This window comes from Stenotrophomonas sp. C-A, assembly GCF_054030835.1.
Map to the genome: position 1 here is coordinate 1,349,053 of NZ_CM132916.1, position 21,890 is coordinate 1,370,942.

The 21,890-nt window shown below is 60.5% G+C and carries 19 protein-coding genes; 13 read left to right on the forward strand and 6 right to left on the reverse strand.

Going from position 1 to position 21,890, the window contains the following annotated elements; translation table 11 throughout:
• The first annotated feature begins 10 nt into the window (after window positions 1-10).
• The gene (locus tag ACW5IY_RS06435) at window positions 11-574 is read left to right on the forward strand and encodes a hypothetical protein (RefSeq protein ID WP_152906211.1); all 564 of its coding nucleotides are present in this window, start codon (window positions 11-13) and stop codon (window positions 572-574) included.
• 3 nt (window positions 575-577) lie between these two features.
• Complete coding sequence (locus ACW5IY_RS06440; RefSeq protein WP_049433968.1) at window positions 578-1,084, forward strand: hypothetical protein; 507 nt, start codon at window positions 578-580, stop codon at window positions 1,082-1,084.
• Window positions 1,085-1,228: 144 nt separating this feature from the next.
• Here the strand turns inward: ACW5IY_RS06440 and ACW5IY_RS06445 are convergent, their stop codons facing one another.
• Window positions 1,229-1,549 carry a hypothetical protein gene (locus ACW5IY_RS06445; RefSeq protein ID WP_049433967.1) on the reverse strand — a complete coding sequence of 107 codons (321 nt, stop codon included), beginning with the start codon at window positions 1,547-1,549 and terminating at the stop codon, window positions 1,229-1,231.
• Between the two features lie 400 nt (window positions 1,550-1,949).
• On the opposite strand from ACW5IY_RS06445, the gene ACW5IY_RS06450 reads away from it, so the two are divergent.
• Window positions 1,950-2,930, forward strand: coding sequence for a hypothetical protein (locus tag ACW5IY_RS06450; protein ID WP_152906210.1), 981 nt, complete (start codon window positions 1,950-1,952; stop codon window positions 2,928-2,930).
• On the opposite strand, the gene ACW5IY_RS06455 is transcribed toward ACW5IY_RS06450, so the two are convergent.
• A complete protein-coding gene (locus tag ACW5IY_RS06455) occupies window positions 2,920-3,981 on the reverse strand; it encodes a hypothetical protein (protein ID WP_152906209.1) in 1,062 nt (353 codons plus the stop codon). The two genes, ACW5IY_RS06450 and ACW5IY_RS06455, sit on opposite strands and share 11 nt — an antisense overlap.
• Before the next feature lie 992 nt (window positions 3,982-4,973).
• On the opposite strand from ACW5IY_RS06455, the gene ACW5IY_RS06460 reads away from it, so the two are divergent.
• From ACW5IY_RS06460 to ACW5IY_RS06500, 9 genes are all read left to right on the forward strand, one after another.
• Entirely contained in the window at window positions 4,974-5,426 is a 453-nt protein-coding gene (locus ACW5IY_RS06460; RefSeq protein WP_049433964.1) for a hypothetical protein, read from the forward strand.
• A 32-nt stretch (window positions 5,427-5,458) separates the two neighbouring features.
• The gene (locus ACW5IY_RS06465) at window positions 5,459-6,076 is read left to right on the forward strand and encodes a hypothetical protein (RefSeq protein WP_049433963.1); all 618 of its coding nucleotides are present in this window, start codon (window positions 5,459-5,461) and stop codon (window positions 6,074-6,076) included.
• Window positions 6,077-6,142: 66 nt separating this feature from the next.
• Entirely contained in the window at window positions 6,143-7,330 is a 1,188-nt protein-coding gene (locus ACW5IY_RS06470) for a hypothetical protein (RefSeq protein ID WP_049433962.1), read from the forward strand.
• Between the two features lie 63 nt (window positions 7,331-7,393).
• A complete protein-coding gene (locus ACW5IY_RS06475) occupies window positions 7,394-8,011 on the forward strand; it encodes a hypothetical protein (RefSeq protein ID WP_049433961.1) in 618 nt (205 codons plus the stop codon).
• Window positions 8,008-10,938, forward strand: coding sequence for an acyltransferase family protein (locus ACW5IY_RS06480; protein ID WP_049433960.1), 2,931 nt, complete (start codon window positions 8,008-8,010; stop codon window positions 10,936-10,938). The genes ACW5IY_RS06475 and ACW5IY_RS06480 overlap by 4 nt, the downstream gene beginning before the upstream one ends.
• On the forward strand, window positions 10,935-11,642 hold the full coding sequence (locus ACW5IY_RS06485) for a hypothetical protein (RefSeq protein ID WP_049433959.1): 708 nt from the start codon (window positions 10,935-10,937) through the stop codon (window positions 11,640-11,642). The genes ACW5IY_RS06480 and ACW5IY_RS06485 overlap by 4 nt, the downstream gene beginning before the upstream one ends.
• Window positions 11,643-11,875: 233 nt before the next feature.
• Complete coding sequence (locus ACW5IY_RS06490; protein ID WP_275043848.1) at window positions 11,876-11,998, forward strand: hypothetical protein; 123 nt, start codon at window positions 11,876-11,878, stop codon at window positions 11,996-11,998.
• A gap of 195 nt (window positions 11,999-12,193) precedes the next feature.
• Window positions 12,194-13,219 carry an ankyrin repeat domain-containing protein gene (locus ACW5IY_RS06495; protein ID WP_160314059.1) on the forward strand — a complete coding sequence of 342 codons (1,026 nt, stop codon included), beginning with the start codon at window positions 12,194-12,196 and terminating at the stop codon, window positions 13,217-13,219.
• Window positions 13,197-15,110 (forward strand): type IV secretion system DNA-binding domain-containing protein, encoded by a 1,914-nt coding sequence (locus tag ACW5IY_RS06500; protein WP_457327053.1) that lies wholly within the window; start codon window positions 13,197-13,199, stop codon window positions 15,108-15,110. The genes ACW5IY_RS06495 and ACW5IY_RS06500 overlap by 23 nt, the downstream gene beginning before the upstream one ends.
• Before the next feature lies 1 nt (window position 15,111).
• Here ACW5IY_RS06500 and ACW5IY_RS06505 read toward each other — a convergent pair whose 3' ends face one another.
• Window positions 15,112-15,615, reverse strand: a complete 504-nt coding sequence (locus ACW5IY_RS06505) for a GIY-YIG nuclease family protein (RefSeq protein WP_049433957.1) — start codon at window positions 15,613-15,615, stop codon at window positions 15,112-15,114.
• Between the two features lie 76 nt (window positions 15,616-15,691).
• Here ACW5IY_RS06505 and mobF point away from each other — a divergent pair, with 76 nt between their 5' ends.
• Window positions 15,692-18,667, forward strand: coding sequence for a MobF family relaxase (mobF, locus tag ACW5IY_RS06510; RefSeq protein ID WP_457327054.1), 2,976 nt, complete (start codon window positions 15,692-15,694; stop codon window positions 18,665-18,667).
• A 43-nt stretch (window positions 18,668-18,710) separates the two neighbouring features.
• Here the strand turns inward: mobF and ACW5IY_RS06515 are convergent, their stop codons facing one another.
• The 3 genes from ACW5IY_RS06515 to ACW5IY_RS06525 form a co-directional block, all read right to left on the reverse strand.
• Complete coding sequence (locus ACW5IY_RS06515) at window positions 18,711-19,193, reverse strand: GIY-YIG nuclease family protein (RefSeq protein ID WP_053091854.1); 483 nt, start codon at window positions 19,191-19,193, stop codon at window positions 18,711-18,713.
• 131 nt (window positions 19,194-19,324) lie between these two features.
• A complete protein-coding gene (locus ACW5IY_RS06520) occupies window positions 19,325-20,911 on the reverse strand; it encodes a YadA-like family protein (protein WP_160314058.1) in 1,587 nt (528 codons plus the stop codon).
• A 65-nt stretch (window positions 20,912-20,976) separates the two neighbouring features.
• The gene (locus ACW5IY_RS06525; protein ID WP_053091852.1) at window positions 20,977-21,732 is read right to left on the reverse strand and encodes a M15 family metallopeptidase; all 756 of its coding nucleotides are present in this window, start codon (window positions 21,730-21,732) and stop codon (window positions 20,977-20,979) included.
• Window positions 21,733-21,890: the final 158 nt, after the last annotated feature.

Consider the following 21,890-nt stretch of genomic DNA (forward strand, 5'->3'; position numbering starts at 1 on the left):
GGACATCCCAATGCTGCCCCTGCCGGACCTCATGGCTGCCAAGAAGACTCCCGCCAAGAACGCCGTTGCCAAGAAGGCCCCGGCCCGCAAAGACCTTTCCAAGGCCGCAAAGGTTGTCCATGCCAAGCCCGAGCGCACGTATGCGCCGCTTATCGACTTGGGGCAGTTCTCCGAGCAGGAGCTGGCCGAGCTCATGGTGGCTGCAGGGGACACCGCGGGGCGCAAGACTTACTTTGACTACAGCGAGGAGACGCCATACACCCGATCCGGGCAGAGGATCTACCTGGAGGTGGGGCGCGATTCAACGATGTTCGACTACCGCGACGAGAACGGGACGCGTGTGGAGCGAACGATGGTCACCGTGCCGCCCAAGCTCCGGGAGCAGATTCAGGACGTCACCGGGGAAGAGCAGCCGATTCTCACCACCGCGCTCATTGCGCTGGCGTCCTGGGCCTGCCAGGAGCTCAAGAAGTCGAAGAGGCGCTTGGTGGTCACCACGGCAACCGACGATCTGGACCCGGTGCGCAAACAGGTGCGGAAGGCGTTGGTCGGTCAGGCGCGGAAGAGGCGCTGACCCATGGCCAGCCAAGAGAGCAGCGGATGCTATCACCACGTCATTGTGGTGCTGAAGGGGAGCGAAGCGAAGAGGGCTCTGTTCGTGGACATGAGCGCCAAGGAGCTGAGGCGGCGCTTTGTCAGGTCATACAAACAGGGAAAGCCGGTTCTATTGCAGGACAACTCGGTGGTCCAAACCCGTGACATCACATGGACGGCAATCCGGGCCACCGCTGACGCGGCAGTGCCCACCTTGAAGGGGCTGCAAGAGGCAAGCCGTCGTCACACGGACGAGCTCAATCGCGATGGCGGGGTGGTCTTCTTGGGGCGCTTCTCTTGGGGGCACGAGGACTTGGAGGAGGAGGGCGAGGATGTCACCTCTCACTACATCCAAGCCCCGCCAGGAGAAGACAGCTTCTATCGGCGAATCGGCTCTTGGCTGGCAGACAATCTAGGGAAGGCTGCGATTGCACTGCTGGTGGCGATTGCATCCGCAGTGCTACTGACTTGGCTGGGATTGAAGAAGTAGGGCAGGGCAGATGCTCGGTTGATTGAGCGGAGCACAGACCGGTGGTTCAATGTCTGGACTACGCTCTCACCGAGAGCCGAGTAGTTCCCAGATGCCCTCCGGAGGGACAAATCAGGCCCAAGTGGAGCCGGCGCAATCGGTCCATCATTCCGCGAATCGGGTCCAAGCGTAGCCATGCGCAGTGAGCCGCCGTTCTGCGATCGCCAGAAGATCTTCATCGAAGAACGTGCGCCATTCGGTCTGCACGATGATGGCCTCACAGGTCAGGTCCATTCGGCCCGCCAGTAGCAACTCGTTGAAACCGTCCGAGGGCTTAGCGCTCGCGACGATGTCCTTGACCGTTTGAAATGGTCCCTTGCTGCGGATCATCGCTACGAAACGGTTTGGGTGATAGTTGAATGCCTTGGCCTGGTCCACAGCTTCGAGAAGCACCTGTTCGAACTTCGCTTCCTGTTTGCCGTCCATCAAATCTCCATCTCAAAAGGGTGATGCGTTCAATCTTAGCCGAACCATTGATGGTGCCTAGCCTTATCACGCAAGGAGAGGAACTTTCAACGGGTGCGTCGAAGGACACGTCCGCCGGATTTGGTTGCGCGACGCCTAAGCACACCTGCTATTCGACCAGGCATCTGACGCAGTTTTCTTTTTGCTCCTGTCGAGCTGCTGGGATCGGCACCCGGCTGGCCAGGGAGACAGCCGGTGGGATCGCGCCGGGCAGGGCGATGAGGCAACTGGTGGACCGGTGCCTACGCAGCGAGCACAACGGAACCAAGGATGTGGCGGCTTCTCGCCCCGCCTCTTCGACTGAAAGCCGACTTCACTCTTGATGTCGCCCCATGTAATCTACTGAAGTCGTATCGGGTCAATGCATTTCTATGCTGGGGGCAGAGTGCAAAAAGTTGCCATAAGTAACCCTCTTACGCTGATCGCTTTGTTCGCGGGCATTGCCGAGACTAGCGCGGTTACCGTCCTGCCGTTCCTCGAGCAGTCGGTGCAAGCAACATTTGTTTGGTTTGTAATGGCATTCCCCTGTTTATTGGTCGTTCTTTTTTTTGTCGTTCTTTGGGCTCGTTCTTCGAACCTCTATGCGCCCACTGATTACAGGGACGACGAGACCTATGTAAAGATTCAGGGGGTCAGGCAATCATCACAAGCTTCCTTGCTCTCAGAACTAATCATTGAAGGCGAAACTGGCCTGGAGGATAGAAATGGCCATAGCGTAGGGGATTCATCGGTAGCACCGGGCGACTCATCTCCTGAAAATGGAGGCAGGAAAAGTTCAGCCAGCGATGCGTCGGCTGTTTCGAATGCTCAAAACGCATCTTCCATGGAACAGAAACGGGACGAAGACCAATCGTCGTATCAGCTCAAGCAGTCGTCGTATCGACTCAAGACTCCTGCGCCCACTCCGAGGATCGCGCAAGCAACGCTAGAGCTGGGTGAGGCGGCAATGGCAGAAAGCCTTGCGCTAAAAAAGATTCAGGCATTCAGGGGAGGGGTCCTCACCGCGCCGGCGACTGTTTCCGTTCAGGATGGAGCTTACCAGTTCGATGGCGTTTTGGTTCAGGGCCGAAGTGTGGAGATAGTTGAAGTCATCTACAAGCGCGGTCAGGATATCAGCTCAAAGGTCAAGAGCCAGCTGCAGATATTCCGGCGTATCAAACGTCAGCTTGATAGTGAAGGAGATAGGACTGATGTCTCTTTTTTGATTGCAGTTGTCGTAAGGGAGCTCGAGGATTTTAATGAGATTGATTCGATGGTCAGGGGCTATGCAAAGAAACTCGAGGTCGAAGTTGAAGTTGAGGTCTTTGATTTGAAGATGTTGATGAGCGATGTCAATCTGTAGGGGAGCTTGACTGTCGGTCGAGAAGGTGTGCCCAGTCCACGCCTAGCTGACGCACCTCATCCGCCCACGCCCGGTATTCGTCCAGCGGCATCGGGGCCTCCAGGCCGCGCTTCACCCGCTCCAGGTATTTGGTCTTCCGGGCCATCGCTTCTCGATACCGCAACTCCGCTTCTTCCAACCTATCCGCCCGTTTCGCAGCCTGCAGCTGGGCCAACCGGCGAACCGAATCCGGGTTCGTAGACAGCACACGGGAAGCATGAGGCAGGGCAGGACCGCCGGTCATCGGGAGGCGCTTGTGGTTGCTGACAGGATCCTGGACTCGGTGGCGCCAACATTCTCTCCAGTCGTTTACATCGAGCGGGCCACCGCCTGGCACGTCCAACTCCACGACGAGCCCATGGGCCTCGATGAGCGCCCACACGGCCCGCAGGAACGCGTCCACCGCAACCCGCAGAAGGGTCAACTGGCCCTCTGCCAGCACCTCGCCCCCGTCCCTCAGTCGTAACGCCAGCAGGGCCTCGCTCAGTGCCAGGGCATCGCCTGACCGGGTGCTCCAGCCCACTAAGCACACGCGCTCCCCATCTACCTCACCCGACCAGGCATAGACCCTGAAGCGGGGCTTGTCGAAACGGGCGGACAGGTGTGCTAGCAGCCGCTCACGCTTCGAGTGATGGCTCAACGGGGTGAAATGGTTCTCCGCGTAGAGCAATGCAGAGCGCCGACGCTCCAGCAGCAGGGCCGCCCGGTCAGGGTCCGCCGACGCTTGCCAGTCCGACCAGCTCACGACATCGCGCAGGCCCTTGGCAGCAGCGCAGGGACGGCAGGCAGGCACCCAGTTTTCGACAACGGAAGCTGGCCCTCCCAGTTGCGCGGGGACCAGTGGCGTAGCCGTCCAAGACTTGGGAGAGGACAGGTCCAGTGGAGCGGAGCAGAAGGCGCAGGCGTTGCCGAACTCGGCCAAAACAGCCTTGCGTTGCCACCCGTTGGCCTTGCCTTCCAGCGGGGCATCGGCTCGGGCAATGGCATCCAAGAAGGGGGTCAGCTCAAGCACGGAACACCCCCCAGCCGTTCTGCGTAGGCCGAGCACCTGGATCGCAGAACGGGGGCAGTGGGGCGTTGCAGGAGCCTGAAAAAGATTTGACTAAAACGCTATGCCGAGCCTGTCGAACCTCCCCAGCGACCGCCGATCCAAAACCCAGAGCCCGCTTGCCCGAAACATTTCCAGACCAGCGCTGGCCCCCCAACCGCTGATCTAATACCGGGGGGCAGTGAACTTCAACCGGGGCTACTCGCTTGACTAAAACAGATGGGGTCAACGCTTTCCAGGCACCCGAACCAAAACCAACAACCCCAGCACTCGTCCTCCAGAACCCCCAAGCAGAGTTGACTAAAACGGATGGAGACAGGGCTTTCGGAACACCCGGGCAGCGTGACTGAACCCAACCACTCACGCGATCCCATGCTGGCCTCCGCTTGACTAAAACGGACAGGGACAGGTCGCGGGAGTGGGGAAAACGGCGGTCCCGGATTTCTAAGGCAAGGGGTGCGGAGTCGGTGGGAAGGTGGGGAGCTGGCTGAGTGGGGAGGGAGGCTGCGGGGGCTGGCGAAAACTTTTTTGAGCGGCTGGGCGTGGCGGGAGTGAGGGGCATAGGGGGCTCCGGTTGGGTTGAGGATTGGGGCTTTACTTAACTTCTACCGGGGAAAAGCGGAAGGGCAAGAGCGGGGGAGCAAAAACTTGGGGAGGACTGCGGGGGAAGAGGTTGGCTGCCCATTCACCGTTCAAGGTTTTCCGAAGGGTGAAGGGAGTAGGCCATACACAAGTCGCACCTCCGATGGGTTCCGGCTTGGCTAGAAACGCTGCGCGTTTCCACCCTTGAACGCCTTGCTGCGCCTTGTTTTCAGTCTTGGCTAACAACTTGGCCAACCGTTCGGCTGAAAAATGGCCTGCATCCCAGCAAAACAGAAGAAAAACGGCTCAGCCCACTTGCGCTTCTTAAATCCTTTGCTAATCCATGAGTATGGATTTTTAATGCAGGGGGTTAAGTGGGTCGTCCGTCGCTTCTAACCAAATCTTTCAGCATCGCCAGCGACGAGCTGGAGGGCGCGAGGTACTGCGCGAAAGAACAGGGTGTTTCGCTCAACAAGTATTTGCGCCTGGCGGTCTTGGAAAAGAACCGGGGCGTGGTGCAGGGGTTGGACACCCGCGACGCCTTGGACGACATCCGGGCCACGGTGCGCGAATCCGAAACGCGGAATGCCATGGCCCTAGAAAGCCTGATGGCGGACCTGCGAGCCGAGCAGAGCGCTGCACTCCAAGCCAATGAAGAACTGGTGGTGAAAACCCTTCAAGCGTTTTCCCAGTTCTTGGCGCAGCAAGAACCCGACGCCGAGGTTCCGACCAAGGCAGCGCCGAAGGAGGCGCCGGCACGCGCCACGACCGAACCCACCCCTTCAGACAACAGCGCGGATTGGCGGCGTCACGCCAACCGCGCCTAACCCTTTTCCCAACTGCCTCAAAGGAGGTCTCTATGAAACGCTTTGCTCTTACTCTCACCATCGCCGCATTGCTGGCCCCCGGACTTTCGTTTGCCCAGGACGCCACCCAGCCCGAACCCCAGAAGAAGACCGACAAGCTGCGCCTCTTCAAGGCCGGCGGCATTGGCTGCCTGGCCGGCGGTGGCCTGGCCCTCATCACCGGTAACAAGAAGCAGGCAGCTGCCGCTTGCCTGGCCGGGGGCGTGGTCGGAGGCGTCGCGTCATTTCGGGCCCAACTCAACGAAGCGAAAGAAGTTGCTGACGCTGCGAAAGCCGCAGGCCTGGATGCGCAAGTCAGCACTAAGGAAGTGCAGAGCGCGGACGGCCAGGTCGAGGCATTGGACGCTTTGACGATTCGCTACAACCCCCTGGACATGCAACCGGTGAGCCAAAAGACCGCTGCCACTCTGGACAAGCTCGCCGGGTTGCTAAAGGCCTCGAAGAACCAGTTGACGATCCGCTTTGAGGGTGGAGACCTGTCGGTGTGTCCGATTCCCGCTGAGGAGTTGCATAGCCGTGGGGCGTTGAAGGGGCATAGCTCTGTTGTGGCGTGTGGGGAAGACAACGAGCCCTTCCTCATCCGTGTGACGCCGATCCCTGACGTTCGCTAAGCCAACCGAGCGCTTGGGGGCGAAAGCCCCCTGGCCCAAATCTTTTTCAAACTCTTGGAGGATCCGATGAGCAACACCCCCCAAAGCCCAGAAGAGCTTCGCCGTCTGCAGGAGCTGGCTGAGCTTTTTGATGACGACACCCCGCCGTCGCCCGCCACCACCACTCCGCCCACAACGCCAAGCGGCGGTAGCGAGGTGTTGAACGCTGCCAAGCATTGGGGCCGTGCCTTCGGGCGCAAGACCAAGGAGCTGACGGAGAAGGCTGCCGAGAAGACCAAAGAAGCCCAAGAGGCCTTGGCACGTCGAGCAGAAGAGGCCAAGGAACGCAAGGAAGCCACCGCAGCCGAGCAGGCGCGGCAACAGCAAGAACAAGCCGAGCGGGAGGAAGCGGCAAAGCCAGCCGCCCGTGCGCAGCCGGTGGACGTGTGCGCCCCCGAGCCGGTTTTGGAATCCACAACGGTTGCACTGGAAGAACCCAGCCGGGCCTACGAGCCGCTGGTTCGGGTGGTCGTTGTCGAACCAGAAGCCGTAGAACCGAAAACGCTGGACGTGCTTGCGGAAGAGGAGGCAGTGAAGCCGGCGGACCTTTCCGTTGCTTCGGAGGCATTGGAGGACGTGGAGGCGTTGCCCCCGTCCACGTCCGCGCTTTGTGTCGCGAACACTGCAGCGGTTCAACCGGAGCCCTCGCCAGCGCATGCCACCCCTGCTGGCTCGATCTCAACAACGATCAGCCGCAAGAAGGGTTGGTCAATCGTCGTTGTGGCCGGCGTCGCCTGCCTGGTGCTGGGTGGGGGGATTGCTTGGTGGGTCACTCGCGACACCGGGAAAAACGAACCCGCTCCCACTGCGGCTCCTGCGTCTGCGGTGGCTGCGCCTGTTTCAACGCCGGTAGTGCCGGTCCCAGAGGTTAAGCAAGCGTCCCCTGTTTCGGCTCCTGAACCCGAGCAAGCGCCGGTTGCAGTCGAAGCGCCACCCGCGTTGCCGGTTGAGAACGGCGGCGTGCCTGCTCTCGCAGAAGCGCCCAAGGCGGCAGCACGGGCCGAGGCTCAACCGGTGAAGAAAGGCCAAAAACGCGCTCCTGAGGAAGTGAAGAGGCCGAGGGCAGTGGTTACCAAAACGACGTCTTCGGCAGGCGTAGGAGCAACGCCTGCAGCTAAGAAACCAGCGGCTGAAAAGCCCCGGGAAGAAACGAAGTGGCAGGAAAAGGCAGAAAGCGACATGGATGCCTGGGCAAAGAAGGCTGGAATCAACTAACCCCCTTGCGCAAACAAGATGATCGGTTACAAGTAAATAGTGGTTGCATTTAAGGGAGGTTTTATGTTGGGTTGGTTCTTCTTGCCGTATCGCGGCGCCGGGGTTTCTTTCACATCTCGCTTCATGCGGTGGCATGGCGAGACGTTCTTGGGGCGTCCTGATGATCTGGGTTTGAAAAATGTCCCGCAGGCCGTCAAAGACAGTTACTACGATCTGGCCGAGGATCGTCCGATTGAGTTGCAGCAGCACAATCTGAAAGCGTGGTCCCTTGGGCAGCAGCACGCAGAGGAAGCCCGGCAGGTCAGTAAGGCCGAAATCCCGAAGGCAACCTTTTTGGCCGTGATGGCCGTCAGCTTTGGTTGCGCCCTGATCGCGGTGCCGTTCTCCAACTGGGCTGAATCGCCGGTTGGGATGGCAGTTCAGTTGGTTGCCGGCGCTCTGGATCGCTTGAGTGGACAAGAAGCCCGCCCCAAAAGGGCGGCGGCGTCCGCCGAGCCAAAAGCGAGCACGGCACCTGCTCAAAGGGCTGCGTTACCTGCTGAGAAGGAGGCCACTGCGGAGGAACTTGCCGCGCTTCGCGCTGAGTGCGAGGACAAATGGAAAAGGAACGACTATTCCAACAATGCGATTGTGCGGTGCCGCACGATTTGGAATGAGTTGGGCCAGGAGGAACTGAAATGAGACTGAATCTTTACAGCCTGTTGGATCTTGCCAACCAGCTCAAGCATCGGATCCTGCTGCGCGGAGCGCCTCAAGGGATCGTTGATGCCATGCGTCAAAAATCCTCGGCCAACTACAAGAACGTCCAAGGCCTGGTCAACGCGCACAATCGTGTCTCGAGCCGCCGGCTGGTGGTTCCAAAAGGTCGTGAGAAAAACGCCACGGATTTGGGAGCAGAATACGACGCCGTAAGCGGCTGCTACGTGGTTCCGGAGTCGATGGACGAGAAGGACGAGAAGTTCTCTGTCTTCTGGCCTTCGGCTCCATTGGATCTGCAGAATCAGGAGGGCCGCGCGGAGCTGACAAAAGACGGTCGACTGATCGAGAGCCGAGTGCTGCCCAGGGACAAGTTCCAAGGGGGAGATAGCACGGCGCTGTTCTTGATGTATGCGGCGCTTCCAATCCTTGGTGCGCTGATCTCAGCTATCACCTCCGTCCCTTACGTCGGCATCTTGGGCTGGTTGCTGCTTCCGGTCGTCGTCCCCTACGTGAGGGCCATTCAGAGGAGCGAGGGCACCGCGGATGCGTTGCGGGCGTTCTTCCTGACCTTTGCATTGCCGTTGGTGCTCATCAACGGCCTGGGGACGGCGGCTTGGACCAGCGACACCGTGTTGAACGGTGCCATGACGGCACTGACCCTTTATCTCGTGGCCGGGTTCCTCTACTGCCTGATTGCTCCGGTGGAGCAAGATCAGGAAGCGTGGGGCGGAAGGCTGGCACGTCTGAAGGATTTTGTCCTTTGGAGCAGTGTTGGCATGGTTGCGCTGCTGATCACGACGCTCTTCCCTCCGGTGATCGGCGGTTTCGCCTGGTTCGTGATGGCCGGTGCATACGGGTTTGTCTACTACTCGCGGGACTACAAAGAGCGGACGTTGGCGCTTCAGTCCCAAAGCTCCCGGTTCAACCTGGGCAAGCAAGGGTTGATGGAGCGGGCGACGGCCGAAGCCTTGGAAAACCAAGTTCGGAAAGCCTTGGCTGACAAAACCCCATTCATTGCCTGGGGCACGGCGACCGGCCACCTGAAGAAAAAAGGGGCGAAGTTCTGCTACGACGCCGGTTCCCCGGCAGGAATCAGCGTCGATGACTTGTACATGCACGCCATGATTTTGGCCGAAAGCGGCATGGGGAAATCGTCCTACATTCGGTGGCTGATGGCCGAAATCATGAAGTCGGGCTACCCCTGCGCGTTCGCGGTGTTCTGCGGCAAGGGCGCGCTCGCTGGCGAGGTTCGCGGCATGTTGGATTACGTGGTGGAGACCGGCGTTCACTTGGGCATGATTGAAGGCCTGGATGCGCAAGGCGTGAAGGCTGCGCTGACCAACACTCGCATGGAAGACGACGAGACGGATATTTGGAAGGGGATGTCCGCGGACATCATCGATCACGCGACCGTCATCCTGGAAGCACTCCACAACCATGAGAACAAGATGCGGGCGTTGGATGCCGCAGAGAAACTGGGCCTGGAGCTTGAGATCGAAGGATTGCTTCAGAAGCAAGATGCTGAGGTGGCCAATGGCGGGGATGGTGCTGATATCGATCTGGTGATCGCCGACCTGGAAGCAAAAATGGCCATTCGCCAGCAAGAGCTTTCCAAGGAGCGCGAGTGGCAGTGGACGCTGGAGCGCCTGAACAAGGTTCTCATCGCCATCAACGACATTCGCACCACGCAGACCAGCAGCTTGCCCGGTGAAAGCTTGTTGGCGGCGGCCAACTTCCTCGGCGTGCAACCCATGCATCTGGGAAGCGATGAGGACTTTGCGGCTCGCAAGAAGGACTGGGACCTTCGGCTGGAAACGGCTCAAAAGACCATTCACCCGGACCTTCTCGTCGGCGGCTCATTGCTTCAGATGTCGTTTGAGTTCGTGCTCAAGAAGTGGCCGACCTACCCGGCCGAAACGCGCGGCAGTTTCATGGCCAACGTGGACCGTCGGATCAATCCCCTGATGCGCGGCAAGTATTTGGTGGACGAGAACGGCGTGCCCTGGCACAGCATTGAGCGAGGCGAAGTAGACGTGGGCCAGATGCTCAAGGGCACCTCCATGGGCGTGAACCTGCCCGACACGCGCCACGGCACTGCCGGCGTGTTGGTTCAGAACCTCATCTGCCAGCGTCTGAACAACGGCATCAAGCTGCGGAACGAAGTCAGTGAAGAAGAATGGCGCGGGCGCGGCGAGCTGCCGGTGATCTTGATCAAAGACGAGTGCCAGAACCTCATTGGGCGCGAGGACCAGATCATCCTGCCGATCTGCCGCTCAACGAAGATGGGCTGTATCTACGCCACCCAGAACGTGGACGGCATTCGGGTGAAGCTGCCCGGGGATGCGGCTGATCAGTTCTTGGGCAGCTTCCAGAACCTCGTTCTGCAGCGCACCACCCCGAAGAGCTACGAGTATGCGGCCAGCCGCTATGGCGTTGAAGAAATGACCTCCTTCAAGCAGAAGGCCGTTGGCTTGGACTTCTCCGGTGGGATTGAGATGGCGCTGGACAACTCGTTGTTCGATCCGAATCACCCCATGGCGGCCGGCATGAAGCAACTGCGCAGGGCGGGTGCTGGGCGCTTGGTGGCGACCCACATCGACCCCGTCACCAAGATGCGTTGGACCGGCCAGAAGCTCACTGGGGTTAACGCCGTGAAGGACATCGAGGTGCCGGCGTCCGGTCACCGCGAGGCCCAACCGTTGTTCTCCCAAGCCGAGTTCACCGGCCTGCTGAACCAGCAAGGGCGAGCCATTCTTTGGTTCAACCGGGCTGGCGTTCGTCGCGCCGACGTGTGCAACACCCCCTTCCTTCCACTTAGCCAAGTCGAGGAGGTGGTTGCGGCCATCAAGAAGGAGCGCGAGGCGCGCTCCAAAGACCTTCAATCCCCACAGCAGGAGACCAAGCAATGAACAATCACAATCATCACGAGAAAGATCAACAGTTCCGCGCTCAGATGGCATCGAGCAAGGAGCCTGTCGCAGAAAAATGGACGGAGTTGGACCGGAAGGCCCAAGAGCAAAAATCCGAAGTGGAGCGCATGCAGCGCTCGATGGAGCGACGTTTGGACCCGGAGCGGCTGGTGGCGCTGGAGGAGCGAGCAGCGGACTTGGCCAATCAGCGCCATGAAATGGAGGTGAGAGGGCGACCCAATCTCTTCCTAGTCAAGCAGCGGGCAGCGTATGACAAGCAAATGGCGGAGCTGGAGGCTGGTCTCAAAGAGACCCGCAAAGACATTCGAACGTGGCTTCGGAAGTCGGATCCGGCGGAGATTGCGAAGCATCAAGAGCGGATGGCGAGCAAGCAAGAGGAGCTGGTCAAGACCATCGAGCAGCGCCAGGGAGTGAGCCAGATGCCCTCTGAGCGCGCCAAGGAAGAGCAGCAACGCGCGGGACAGGTGGAGATTCCCATGATGCGCCTGGACGAGTGGCGCAAGCAGCGCCAGCGCAGCGACGACGTGCAGGTGGACTTTCCGAAATACGGCGCGGGCAAGTGGGGTGGGGCCACCTTTGCCGCAACGGCCTTGGCCGAGCAGAAGAAGATGCGCCTCTATGAGGAAGAGTTCGATTGGCAGAAGCAAGATCGCGAGCGCCAACCCAATGTGTTCCGCCAGTAAACACACCACTCAGGGCCCTTCGGGGCCCTTTTATCGGGCACGTCCCCTTGTTTGTGAGTGGATCGATATACCCATAAAAGCAAACAAAGCAAGGAGTGGGGGTGAGCAGCTGGAAAAGAGGGGGGGGGGGTGACTAAACATCAAAAGTGTCGATCAATCGAGATTTTTAGGGTTGCCAGTTTTATGAGATGTGGTTGACTGTAATCAGTCAAACACAACCGGGGGAGGCCCCTATGTATATTTTTGCCGATGCTTACGAGTATGCCGTGGACAATGTGGGGAGCCTGTTGATCACTTTGGGCGCGTTTTCGGTGGTGAGCTACGTGGCCGCCAACGTGGCGGGGTTGCTGGCATGATGACGTGGTTGAAGGAGGATTTGGAGCAGATGGATCTGCACACCGTTTCGCTTTTCCTGCAAACCGGGGTTTTGATTGGCGCGGCTTTCATCATCAAGATCGCTTGCTGATTGCCAAAACCGAAAAAGACGGTATGCAAAGGGGATGGAACCCCAACACGACAACCCAGTAGGCAACCCCGGTGGGGGCGATTTCTTGAATCGTCCCCACGAGCCGTTGCTTCATCCCATTCTCCACCCCCTGACGCTGGCCCAGTTCTACGGGAAGCATCACGAGGCCGCCGCTGCCGCCGATGCGCGGGAAGTGTTGGACCTGGCCACGCGGTTCTGCCGAGAGGCCCAGGTTTCCGGGTTGGACACCCAAACCGACGCTGGTTTTGACTGGGTGCTGACCCCCAGCCGTTTCTCCAACCGCATTTCCGTTGAGTTGGGGCAGGGCGGCCACGCCGCATTGCTTCAGGTCGATCCGGACCTGTCCGCTCACCCGCTCGACGCAGCCATCCATGCAGGCGTGCTGGGCCACAAGCCCCTGGCCTCCGCTTACGCCTTGCTCCCGGCCGAGCAGCGGGATGGGCTGTTGAGAGAACTGCGGGAATCCATCGACCAGGTTCAGTCGAACCGTGCCGCAGCGAAGCAGCTCCAGACCCTCCGAGCCCTGCCTGAACTGCCGGTGCCGTCTCAGCCGCCTCTGGACATCGCCCAACTGCTCCGGCGGTTTGAGGTCTCCGATGCCCAAGCCCGGTTGGCGGCGGACCACGTCAAGGCAACCTATGGAGGAGCGCTGACCACGATGCATGGTAGCCAGGTTCTGGCAGCAGCCCATGCGCATGCCCCGCACTTGGGGCTATACGGAGCCCCTTGGCAGACCTGGCTTTGCGAGAACGCCACGACCGGGAACCTGAAGGGGGTGGAGGCCTGTTTGCGCATGCAGGCCGAGCCCAATGTGCCCGACGCCAACGGCGAGACGCCGCTACACCTCGCCGCGCGCCACGGCCACCCCGGCATCGTTCGTCGGTTGATTGAGGCCGGCGCGGACCCCGCCTTGGGGAACCCCCGCGGGGAGACTCCCCTGCATGTGGCGGCCCAACACAAACGCGCGCAGTGCTGCCTGGAGCTCATGGCCGCAGGCGCGGACCCTGGGCAGCTGGACAGCGCCGGCCGCAAACCGGGGGACGTGCATCGGGTGAGGGAGAGGGAGCATGGGCAAGCCTTCGGTCTATGACTGCTGGAGCTGGACGGTTCCGTCGAGCATTGAACCGAGCCGCGAAGTCCGCTATTGGCCCCAGGCCCTGCTGTCAGGCGCTTGCGTTGCGGCGCTGACCTATCCCACGGCGCTCTGGCTGGGCTGGCAAATCCCATCCTCACACTCGCTGATGAACTTCGGTCAGGGACTGACTGGCAGCCTGGCAGCGCTGGGCAACCTTGCCACCGGCACGATCTCATTCCGAGAGCCTGCCGCCGCATTCTGGGAGGTGGCCAAGGAGCAGGCCACGTTCGGCACGCTATGCAGAATCGGCGTCGCCGCAGCCTTGTCTGGGTGGGCGTCGGCGTGGGTGCTCCGCAAGGCACTCATCCCGCGTTCGAACATGTGGCACGTATCTGGGTCACAACTGCTGCAGGGGAAAGAAGCCCTGGCTGAAGCCCGCCGCCGCTCGCTCACGAAGAAGGAACAGGAGGAGGAACTGCACGCCTTATCACTGCATCCCGACTGGATCGCAAGCAAGAAGCTTTGGGCCCGCCACATGTTCATCTATGGGAGCGTGGGCAGCGGCAAGAGCGTGATCCTGAAGCACCTGCTGGAGCAGGTGGTTCGTCTCGACAAGAAGAAGGCCTTTATCTACGACATCAAAGGGGACTTTACGTCCATTTTTAAGCAACCGGTCATCGTCTGCCCCTTCGACAAGCGAAGCTGGATCTGGGACGTGGGCCGTGACGTAGCGACGCAAACCCAAGCCGCCGCGTTCTCCCAAAGCATCATCCCCCCGGAGGAGGGCAGCGGCGCATTCTGGGCGTCTGCGGCGCAAGCCTTGCTGGAAGGGTGCGTGCGCGAACTCCAGGCCACGAAGGGCAAGAGCTGGGGGTGGGCAGAGTTGGCCGCGTTGGTTGCCCGTCCCGCTGAACCGATGGCTAGAGCGCTTTCAATCCACTATCCCCGCGCCGCCGCGCTCATTGCCAACCCCGACAGCAACACCACCAGCAGCTGTATAGCCGTGCTTGCCAACGGCACCGCGGTCATTGAGCGCCTGGCCTTGGCGTGGCCGGAGCGTAAGTCAGACCGCATGTTCTCCATGTCGGATTGGATCAAGGACGATTACACGGGGCGCAAGCAAGTGATCGTCCAGAGCGGCCCGGACGAGGTGCTGGCGCGCAGTTACATCTCGGCCATGATCAACATCGCGGTGCCGGAGATCATCTCGCCCAGCCTGCCGGATGACGAAGCCGGGCGATTCCTGGGGTTCTTCTTCGATGAGCTTACCTCCGCCGGCAAGCTCAACATCGAGCCGTTGCTTGCCTTGGGACGCTCAAAAGGCGTGGTGGCCTGCATGGCCGTGCAGGATTGGTCACAGGTCGAGAGGATCTATGGGGACAAGACCGCGCAAGCCTTTTCAGGGTTGGTCGGCACACACATTATTTGCCATCTCCAAATCGGCGAGACCCGGGAAAAAGTCTCCCGGAACCTAGGCAAGCGCACCGTGGCTTGGCGGACCCACGACGAAAAAGCAACCGTCCACGAGGAGTCGAAAGCCGTTGTTCCGCCGGGGCGGCTCACTGACGACTTGGGCCCACGCAATGGCAGCGCCTATGGCTCCGAGGGTTGGGGCATCCGGGCCATTGTGCAGACAAGCCGGGACCCACTCTTGCTGGACTGGCCTGGCGTGAGCTATCCGAAGGTTCGAGATGGACAGAAGCGGGCACGGTGGACGAAGCAGGGCGCGCGCCCGGTGGAGCAAAAGCCCATGCCCCCGAGCGACGCGCAGAGCGCCGCAGAGGTCCAGCGGGTCTTGAAGATGACCGCCGACCAGGTCGCCGCGGAGCTGCAAAAACGCGGTGCCACGCCGCCGAAGCTCCGCGCGGTTTCAAATGACGAGCTGGAGGCGATCTTTCGGAAATAGATCAATCGCTCTCCTCATCCTCCCGACCGTAGTCCGGTGACAAAAACTCGAAACTCTCAAGTCGGTCGCAGTTGATGCAGTGATACATGTGAGAAGCGTCTTGGAAGTGCATGCCGCAGAAAGACCCGCAAAAAGGGCAGCACTCCTCGAACTCCAAGTCTCCCCAGTTCCAGACACCCATGTATTCAGGTATGCCATCTCGGTCATGGCCGACGATGGCGAATGAGTCCTCCGTTGTCCCTACGAAGCCGTCAATGCCATAGTGCGACAGGATTGGAAGGACATCAGCTGGGTCGATGTGAAACCACTCGCCTCGACCACGGAGGATATTGAGGCGTTGATGTATTTCCCTTTCGATACGCACATCGTCATCAGTGCGAATCCACCCTAGGAGTTGCAGCTCCCTTGGGTTGCCTGTCTGTAGATTCCTACGACGTCGCTCAATGTTCTTGGCACGTCCAACCTTTACCTGTTCGTTGGTCTCTTCTATGAAGAAATAGATCACGTGAAGCCCCTATACCGTATTGCTCATTCGAGCATTTCTGCTAAGCATGTGGAAGAGAACATGCACTGGGGGACCCATGATCAACCGAACCACACTCAAGCGAAATGCCAGCGGAACCCAGGGTGGCTGCGCGTCCATTGATTACCTGCTTGCCCAGGAACTCGCTAGGGAGAAGGCTCGACAGGTGGTGGGTTACTACGACTTGCCAGCACCAAGCGATGGAGCCGAATCCCGGTTCTATGGGGGCCTGGCGAAACACCTGGGCCTGGCCGAGCAGCGCGCCACCAAGGAGCTGATGCTCCCACTGACCGATGGGTTCGACCCCAAGACGGGGCGTGCGCTATGCCACAACGCGGGCGACCGCGGCCAGATCCGAGTGAGGAAGGACAAGACGGGGAAGCCGCTACAGAAGGACGGCAAAGACGTGACTTACTTGGCAGGTGGGCATCGCATTTGCTACGACATGACCATTTCCGCGCCGCTGGATGTCAGCGTGGCGTTTGCCCTGGCTTCTGACCCCGCAGAACAAGAAGCCATCCACGCTGCGCACCGCAACGCGGTCCAGAGGGCGATGGAAGCCTTCGAAGCCATGTCCGAAACTCGCCGCAACAAGGCCGGCAAGGATGTCATCGGGGTTGATGGGTTGATCTGGAGCTCTCACCACCACTACGCCGCCCGAACCGATGAGGCGACCGGCGAGATGGGGCCCAGCCTCCACACCCACAACCTGCTTTACAACCTCAGCCTGGGCAGTGACGGTGGCGAGGCCAGCCTCTCTGCTGAAGAGATCTTCCGCTACCGCAAAGCCATAGACGAGGTCTACAAGACAGAGCTCTACCAAGGAATGAAGGCGCTGGGGTATGGAGTGGACCGCATCCGTGAACTGGACGACGACGGCCAGGAAACCGGGCGCGTCTACGCTCGGATCGCGGGTCTGGACGAGGAGGTGACGGATCGCTACGGCAACCGCCGCAAGGAAATCCTGGCCTACGCAGCCAAGCACAACGTGTCTAATCAGCAGGCCACGTTGGCCACGCGCAAAGACAAGGACGAGCCGCCCTACCACGAGCTGATCGCGCACTGGCAGGACACGCTGAAAGACTTCGACGTATCCACGGCAAGCTTGAAGCAAGCCAAGGGCAACGCGCACGAAATGGAGCAAAAATCCCCGGCAGAACTGCTGGAGCGGCTCCACGAGACGGACGCCATTTTCTGCGACCACAATCTCCTGGAGGTCTTGGGCCAGGAATACGCCGGCAGCGTCACCGTGCCAGAGCTCTACAGCTTGGTTGAAGCGTTCAAGAAGGAGCACGGCCTGGTGCTGGTCAACCCCATGCGCCTGCACGACGACGACAAGGGCGACTCGCTGGCAAGGCGGCATACCCAGGAGCGCTACTGCGCCCCGTGGATGCTCCAGATCGAGCAGGAGGTGGTGGCCTTCGCGATTGAGCGAGCCAAGGAAACCCATCACCACGTGCCCCAGGCCGACGTGGACCGGGTGGTGGAAGACTACGAGAAGGCCAAGGGCTTTCAGCTCTCCAAGGAGCAGCGCCACGCGCTGGACCACATCACCCAGGGCAGCGGGGGCGTGGTCAATCTTTCCGGGCTCGCCGGAACCGGTAAAACGACGATCAGTGAGTGTTTTCGGGCAGCTTACGAAACCCAAGGATTCGAGTTGCTGGGCGTCTGCGTTTCCAACGCCGCGGCCGAGAAGCTGGAGGCGGAAAGCGGCATGTCCAGCGTGAGCATGGCGCAGATGCTCCATGACCTGGACAACGGAAAGATGCAGTTCCGCAAGACGGACGTCATTGTGGTGGACGAGGCAGGCATGGTCGATGCGCGCAACACCCACAAGCTTTTCAGCTACGCGGCCAAGGCGGGGGCGAAGGTCATCATGCAGGGGGACGTGGAACAGCTTCAGCCCATCGGGGCGGGCTCGGGCTTTCAGCTGACCAAGCAAGCGGTCGGCGATGCCAAGCTCACCGAGATCCGACGCCAGGGCAAACAGGAAGACCGAGAAACCGCGTTGTCGTTCTACGCCACGGACGAAAGCGGTCAGATCATCGATCTGAAAAAGGCCAGCCGTTCCCGGGCCCAGACCCTCGACAAGGGCAACGAAATCAAGGCCCGGTTGCTCGACACCATCCGCGAAACGGCCACGGAGAAGGACGCCCGCGAGCGCTTGCTGCACGAATACTTCGAAGACCCAACCCCGATGCAGGAGAAGTTGGTCATCGCCCACACCCGTGCAGACGTGGCCGCGCTCAATGCGGGCATCCGGGCTGGGTTGAAAGAACGGGGAGAGCTGGGCCAGGACGAAGTGGTGATCGAGGCCCGGGACAAGGGGCGCAAGTTCGACTTGGCGTTGTCCAAAGGCGATCAGATCGTCTTCACCGCGAAGAACAAGGACCTGGGGGTCATCAATGGCACGCAGGCGGTGGTGGAGAACATCAAGCCCTCAAGGGTGGGCGGCTACGACATCAGCGTTTCCATTCGCTCGGAGACCAAGGCCGATGGCCGGCGATTGACGTTCAACAGCTTCGAAATGAAAGCACTGACGCATTCCTATGCCGGGACGGTTCACAAGAGCCAGGGCCAAGGTAAGCGGGAGATCTACCACCTGGCGAACCTGGGCATGCTCGACGCCCACAGCGCCCTGGTGGCCTACACCCGACTCACGAAGGGTTCCTACCGCATGTATGCGACGTCCGATGACGTGGAGCGGTTGAGCGAACGCCTGGGGCTGGAACGCCTCAAAGAGACCGTGCTCGACGCGGGACTGAAAGACGATCCGCAACGGCCGGTTGTCCAGGGCCTTGGGGCAGTTGCACGCCCCAACACTCAACGCCCAGCCGCTCAGCGAACGCGCATCCAGGGCAAGCTCGACGCACTGCTGAAGGAGCACGCGGAACGCCCAAAACCGCAGATGAGCGAGGGCGAGCGCAAGGCCCGTTGGCTGCTGGAAGTGCTGGAGCCGTTGCGGCGGGCGCGAAAGGCCTCTCCCAAGCTGCCAGCGCAGTCCCCGAAACACAGGCAGGGCTTCTCGTTGTGAGCAGCAGGCTGGGCGGCCCGCGGCTCCCGCCGGGGCCTTTGCTTTACAGGGTGGCCATGACCACGGCCTGCAGCACCATCACCGCCACGCCGAAAAGGAAGGGGTAGAGGAATAGCCATTTGAAGAACCCCCAAGCCAGGGACGACGGAGCCCCCGCCGAGCGGCGCGGAAACGCCTCGGGCCACGCATACCCTGCCGCCAAGGACTTCACGTAACCCGTGGTGCGGCGACGTGGGTCGCGGATAAGAATGCCCGGCGGCTTGCTATAGATTCGCCAGCCATGCTGAAAGGCCTTGTAGCGCCACGCGTATTCGTGAGCCTCGGCATCGGCCTGGGTGCCCGTCATGCTCGACAGCGGGACGAACGAGAATCGGCGTCCCTGCCAGCCCCCACGAGCACTGCGGTGCTGCTGCTCGCGTTGCTTTAAATCGACGGTCTGCCCCACGTAGCAGCACCCGTTGTCAAAGAACAACCCGTAGAGATGGCGTGGGCGGGGCAGGTATTTCTGATTGCGTTTCCAGTTCAAGGGTCCTCCATCGATGGGTATACCTACATACCCATAAAAGAAAGAACCGATTCGTCAAGCCATGGCACGAACAAGGGCCCCGAAGGGCCCTTGCCGAGATACGATCACCTCCTTTTCCACCACGCAATCGTTTAGCGCCCCAAGTTGATGCTCAACCCGAAGCCGGCTACCGGCTTGTTGCCAGAGCCGAAGGACAGGCCCGCCGAGACGCTGACCTTTTCAGACACCCGAGCACCCCAGCCCACGGCCATTGCAGCACTGCCCCCCGAGAACCCCACGCCCACGTTCAGGTTCACCTGTCCAACGGCCGTGCCCCCGTTCTGGGCCGCAGCGGTGGCCATCTGGCTCATCGCGCCGAGTTGGGCGCTCAAACCGTTGATCCGGCGATCCTGGTGCCGCAAACGGCGGTCGGTGTCGGTCCAGCGGTCATCCCAGACCTGCTGCATTTCATAGACCTGCCCACCGTTCACGGCGTCCGTGGAGCCCTGTTCGATGCGTCCCGGAGCCACGCTGGTCACGCGCTGATTGCCCGCGTTGACGCCCGCGGTGGTCACCGAAGGGCCGCCTTGGACGGTCACGCCCTGGGCGTTGACCGTGGTCTTGCCGACCTGGACAGAGCCTTGGTCGGACAACTGCACGTTGTCACTGACCGCCACGGTTTGGGTGCCGTCTTCGTCGGTAGTGACTACGACGTTGGCACCTGCCTTTACATCAGAGCCGCCCACACCATCCTTTCCTGCGGGGCCTTGAGGCCCCTGAGGGCCCTGCGGACCAGCGCTGCCACCCGGATTTTGCGAGAGATTGGCGATCCTGCCATCCAGGTCATACATGGCCTCAGCGACGTTGGTGTAGGTTGCGCCGCTGAGGAACTGGAAGAGGGGTTTCACGAGTTGACCGCTGACGATGTCAGCACCCGCGCCCAGCGTCCTCACGGCGGCGGCGACCTGCCTCACGTTCGCTGCATCGGTGTAGTTGCGCCCGTCGCCAACATTGGTCACACGGCGCTCGTTGTTCGTTATTCCGACGCTGAACTCGTCTGATTCGAAGCACTGGGAACCAGCGCCGAGTGCAACGCACCCGTCCGCAAAGCCACGTGCCGAGGTGCCGCCAACGACCTGGTTGTTTCCCGTGACTTCAACGCTGTTGCCCATGGTCACGTTGTTGTTGCCACTGATACTGCCACCGGTGCCCATGTGTGCGTTGTTGTCACCAATAACCTGTCCTCCCCACCCCGTGATGGCGTTTCCGCTCCCTTTCGTGGTGACCAGGATCCCCGTGAGCAGGTTCTGGTTGCCCTCGATTTCGTTGCCCGTCCCGATGGTCGCGTTTGTGGAGCCCGTCGTCGTGTTGTTCTGGCCAACCTGGGTGTTGCTCTCACCCTCAACCGTATTGCCGCGTCCGACTTGCAGTGATCCTGAGGCAAGGCCGGGGGTGGGGGAGGATTGAGAGTTGTTGTTTCCGAAAACGATACCTGCCGTATCAATCGCATTGTTGCTGCCCATCACAGTGAAAGCCGAAAGGAGCTCTGCGGCCGAATGCGTGGTGTTGTTCGTTCCCACCAGAACACCATTCAATAAATGCTTGTTGGTGATGGACTCGTTTCCGTCACCGGCGATATAAGTATTCTGAGCCGTTTGAGCAGCCGCTGGGGTGCTGGGGATTGCAACGACAGCGAGACCGACCAGTGCCGTTAAGATGGATGCGCGAAGTGAAGACATGAAAACCCTCCCGAGTATGGATTGATACTTCATCCATAGCAGGCGATTTCATTTCCGCAAGTCGATCAGGTGATCTTTTTCAAGGTGTTAGGGAAAGTTGCAAAACAAACCCGCGCCGGGAGTGTCCAGTTCCAGGCCATCCGGTTTTCATTGCCCCAAGCCAAGCACGCCGTTTCCATTCCCGCAGGGCACCAAGCCGGCGCCAGCGCCCGGGCCAGCACTTCCGAAGAGGGCTCCCCGGTCACCGAAGGAAACGCGCCCGGTTTGCGCCCCTGGCGGTAGGCCCACTTGGCCTGGCCACACTCTTGCTTGAGCTCCACGTGGGGATAGTCTCTCGGGCTGGTCCACCGGCCGCCCCAGCTCAGCCCCACGATCTCCGCCAGCTCCCCAAAGCGTTGATAGCCGGCCATCACATGGGCATCGTCCAAGTTCCAGCTGGGCTCCCCATTGACGAACACGGCGGCATCCAGGGCCAGCCCGAAGTTGTGGCAGCTGGAGAATGCCCCAACGCTGGTCACGCCAGACCCGGAGGCAAGCAGGGCCGCCTGACGCTCGGGGCTTCGATACCCTTCCACGGGCCGCACATCAAACCCTTCCGCGGCCAGTTGGGCTTGGACGGCTTCCACCTTTTCCCGCAGCGCTGGGGAAACCCCTTTCCACATCCTTTCGCTTTTAGGGTGGAAGAATCGGTAAATGGCGCCGTGCGGCTTCGGGGTTTGGAAAATCCAAGGGCTGCTGGGCTTGGGGTTGGGTTGAACGGTCGAACACCCAGCCAGTGTCAGGCAAGCCAGAACGACGGCGATGGTAAAGCGCGGTTGCATGCTTTCCTCCCAGAAAGGTAGATAGATGCTTTCAGGGGTAGTGGATTTTCAGGAAAGCGCAAGCGGGCTAAAACAAAAAGCCCCCGAACGACCGGGGGAGGAGACCAGCAGCTCGGGGGCTTAGTGGGGCAGGGAAAAAGGAGTAAGAAACCCTGCCC

Coding starts and splice junctions, on each gene's coding strand:
- ACW5IY_RS06435 (WP_152906211.1), top strand. CDS start 11: ATGCTGCCCCTGCCGGACCTCATGGCTGCCAAGAAGACTCCCGCCAAG.
- ACW5IY_RS06440 (WP_049433968.1), top strand. CDS start 578: ATGGCCAGCCAAGAGAGCAGCGGATGCTATCACCACGTCATTGTGGTG.
- ACW5IY_RS06445 (WP_049433967.1), bottom strand. CDS start 1,549: ATGGACGGCAAACAGGAAGCGAAGTTCGAACAGGTGCTTCTCGAAGCT.
- ACW5IY_RS06450 (WP_152906210.1), top strand. CDS start 1,950: ATGCATTTCTATGCTGGGGGCAGAGTGCAAAAAGTTGCCATAAGTAAC.
- ACW5IY_RS06465 (WP_049433963.1), top strand. CDS start 5,459: ATGAAACGCTTTGCTCTTACTCTCACCATCGCCGCATTGCTGGCCCCC.
- ACW5IY_RS06470 (WP_049433962.1), top strand. CDS start 6,143: ATGAGCAACACCCCCCAAAGCCCAGAAGAGCTTCGCCGTCTGCAGGAG.
- ACW5IY_RS06475 (WP_049433961.1), top strand. CDS start 7,394: ATGTTGGGTTGGTTCTTCTTGCCGTATCGCGGCGCCGGGGTTTCTTTC.
- ACW5IY_RS06480 (WP_049433960.1), top strand. CDS start 8,008: ATGAGACTGAATCTTTACAGCCTGTTGGATCTTGCCAACCAGCTCAAG.
- ACW5IY_RS06485 (WP_049433959.1), top strand. CDS start 10,935: ATGAACAATCACAATCATCACGAGAAAGATCAACAGTTCCGCGCTCAG.
- ACW5IY_RS06490 (WP_275043848.1), top strand. CDS start 11,876: ATGTATATTTTTGCCGATGCTTACGAGTATGCCGTGGACAATGTGGGG.
- ACW5IY_RS06500 (WP_457327053.1), top strand. CDS start 13,197: ATGGGCAAGCCTTCGGTCTATGACTGCTGGAGCTGGACGGTTCCGTCG.
- mobF (WP_457327054.1), top strand. CDS start 15,692: ATGATCAACCGAACCACACTCAAGCGAAATGCCAGCGGAACCCAGGGT.
- ACW5IY_RS06520 (WP_160314058.1), bottom strand. CDS start 20,911: ATGTCTTCACTTCGCGCATCCATCTTAACGGCACTGGTCGGTCTCGCT.
- ACW5IY_RS06525 (WP_053091852.1), bottom strand. CDS start 21,732: ATGCAACCGCGCTTTACCATCGCCGTCGTTCTGGCTTGCCTGACACTG.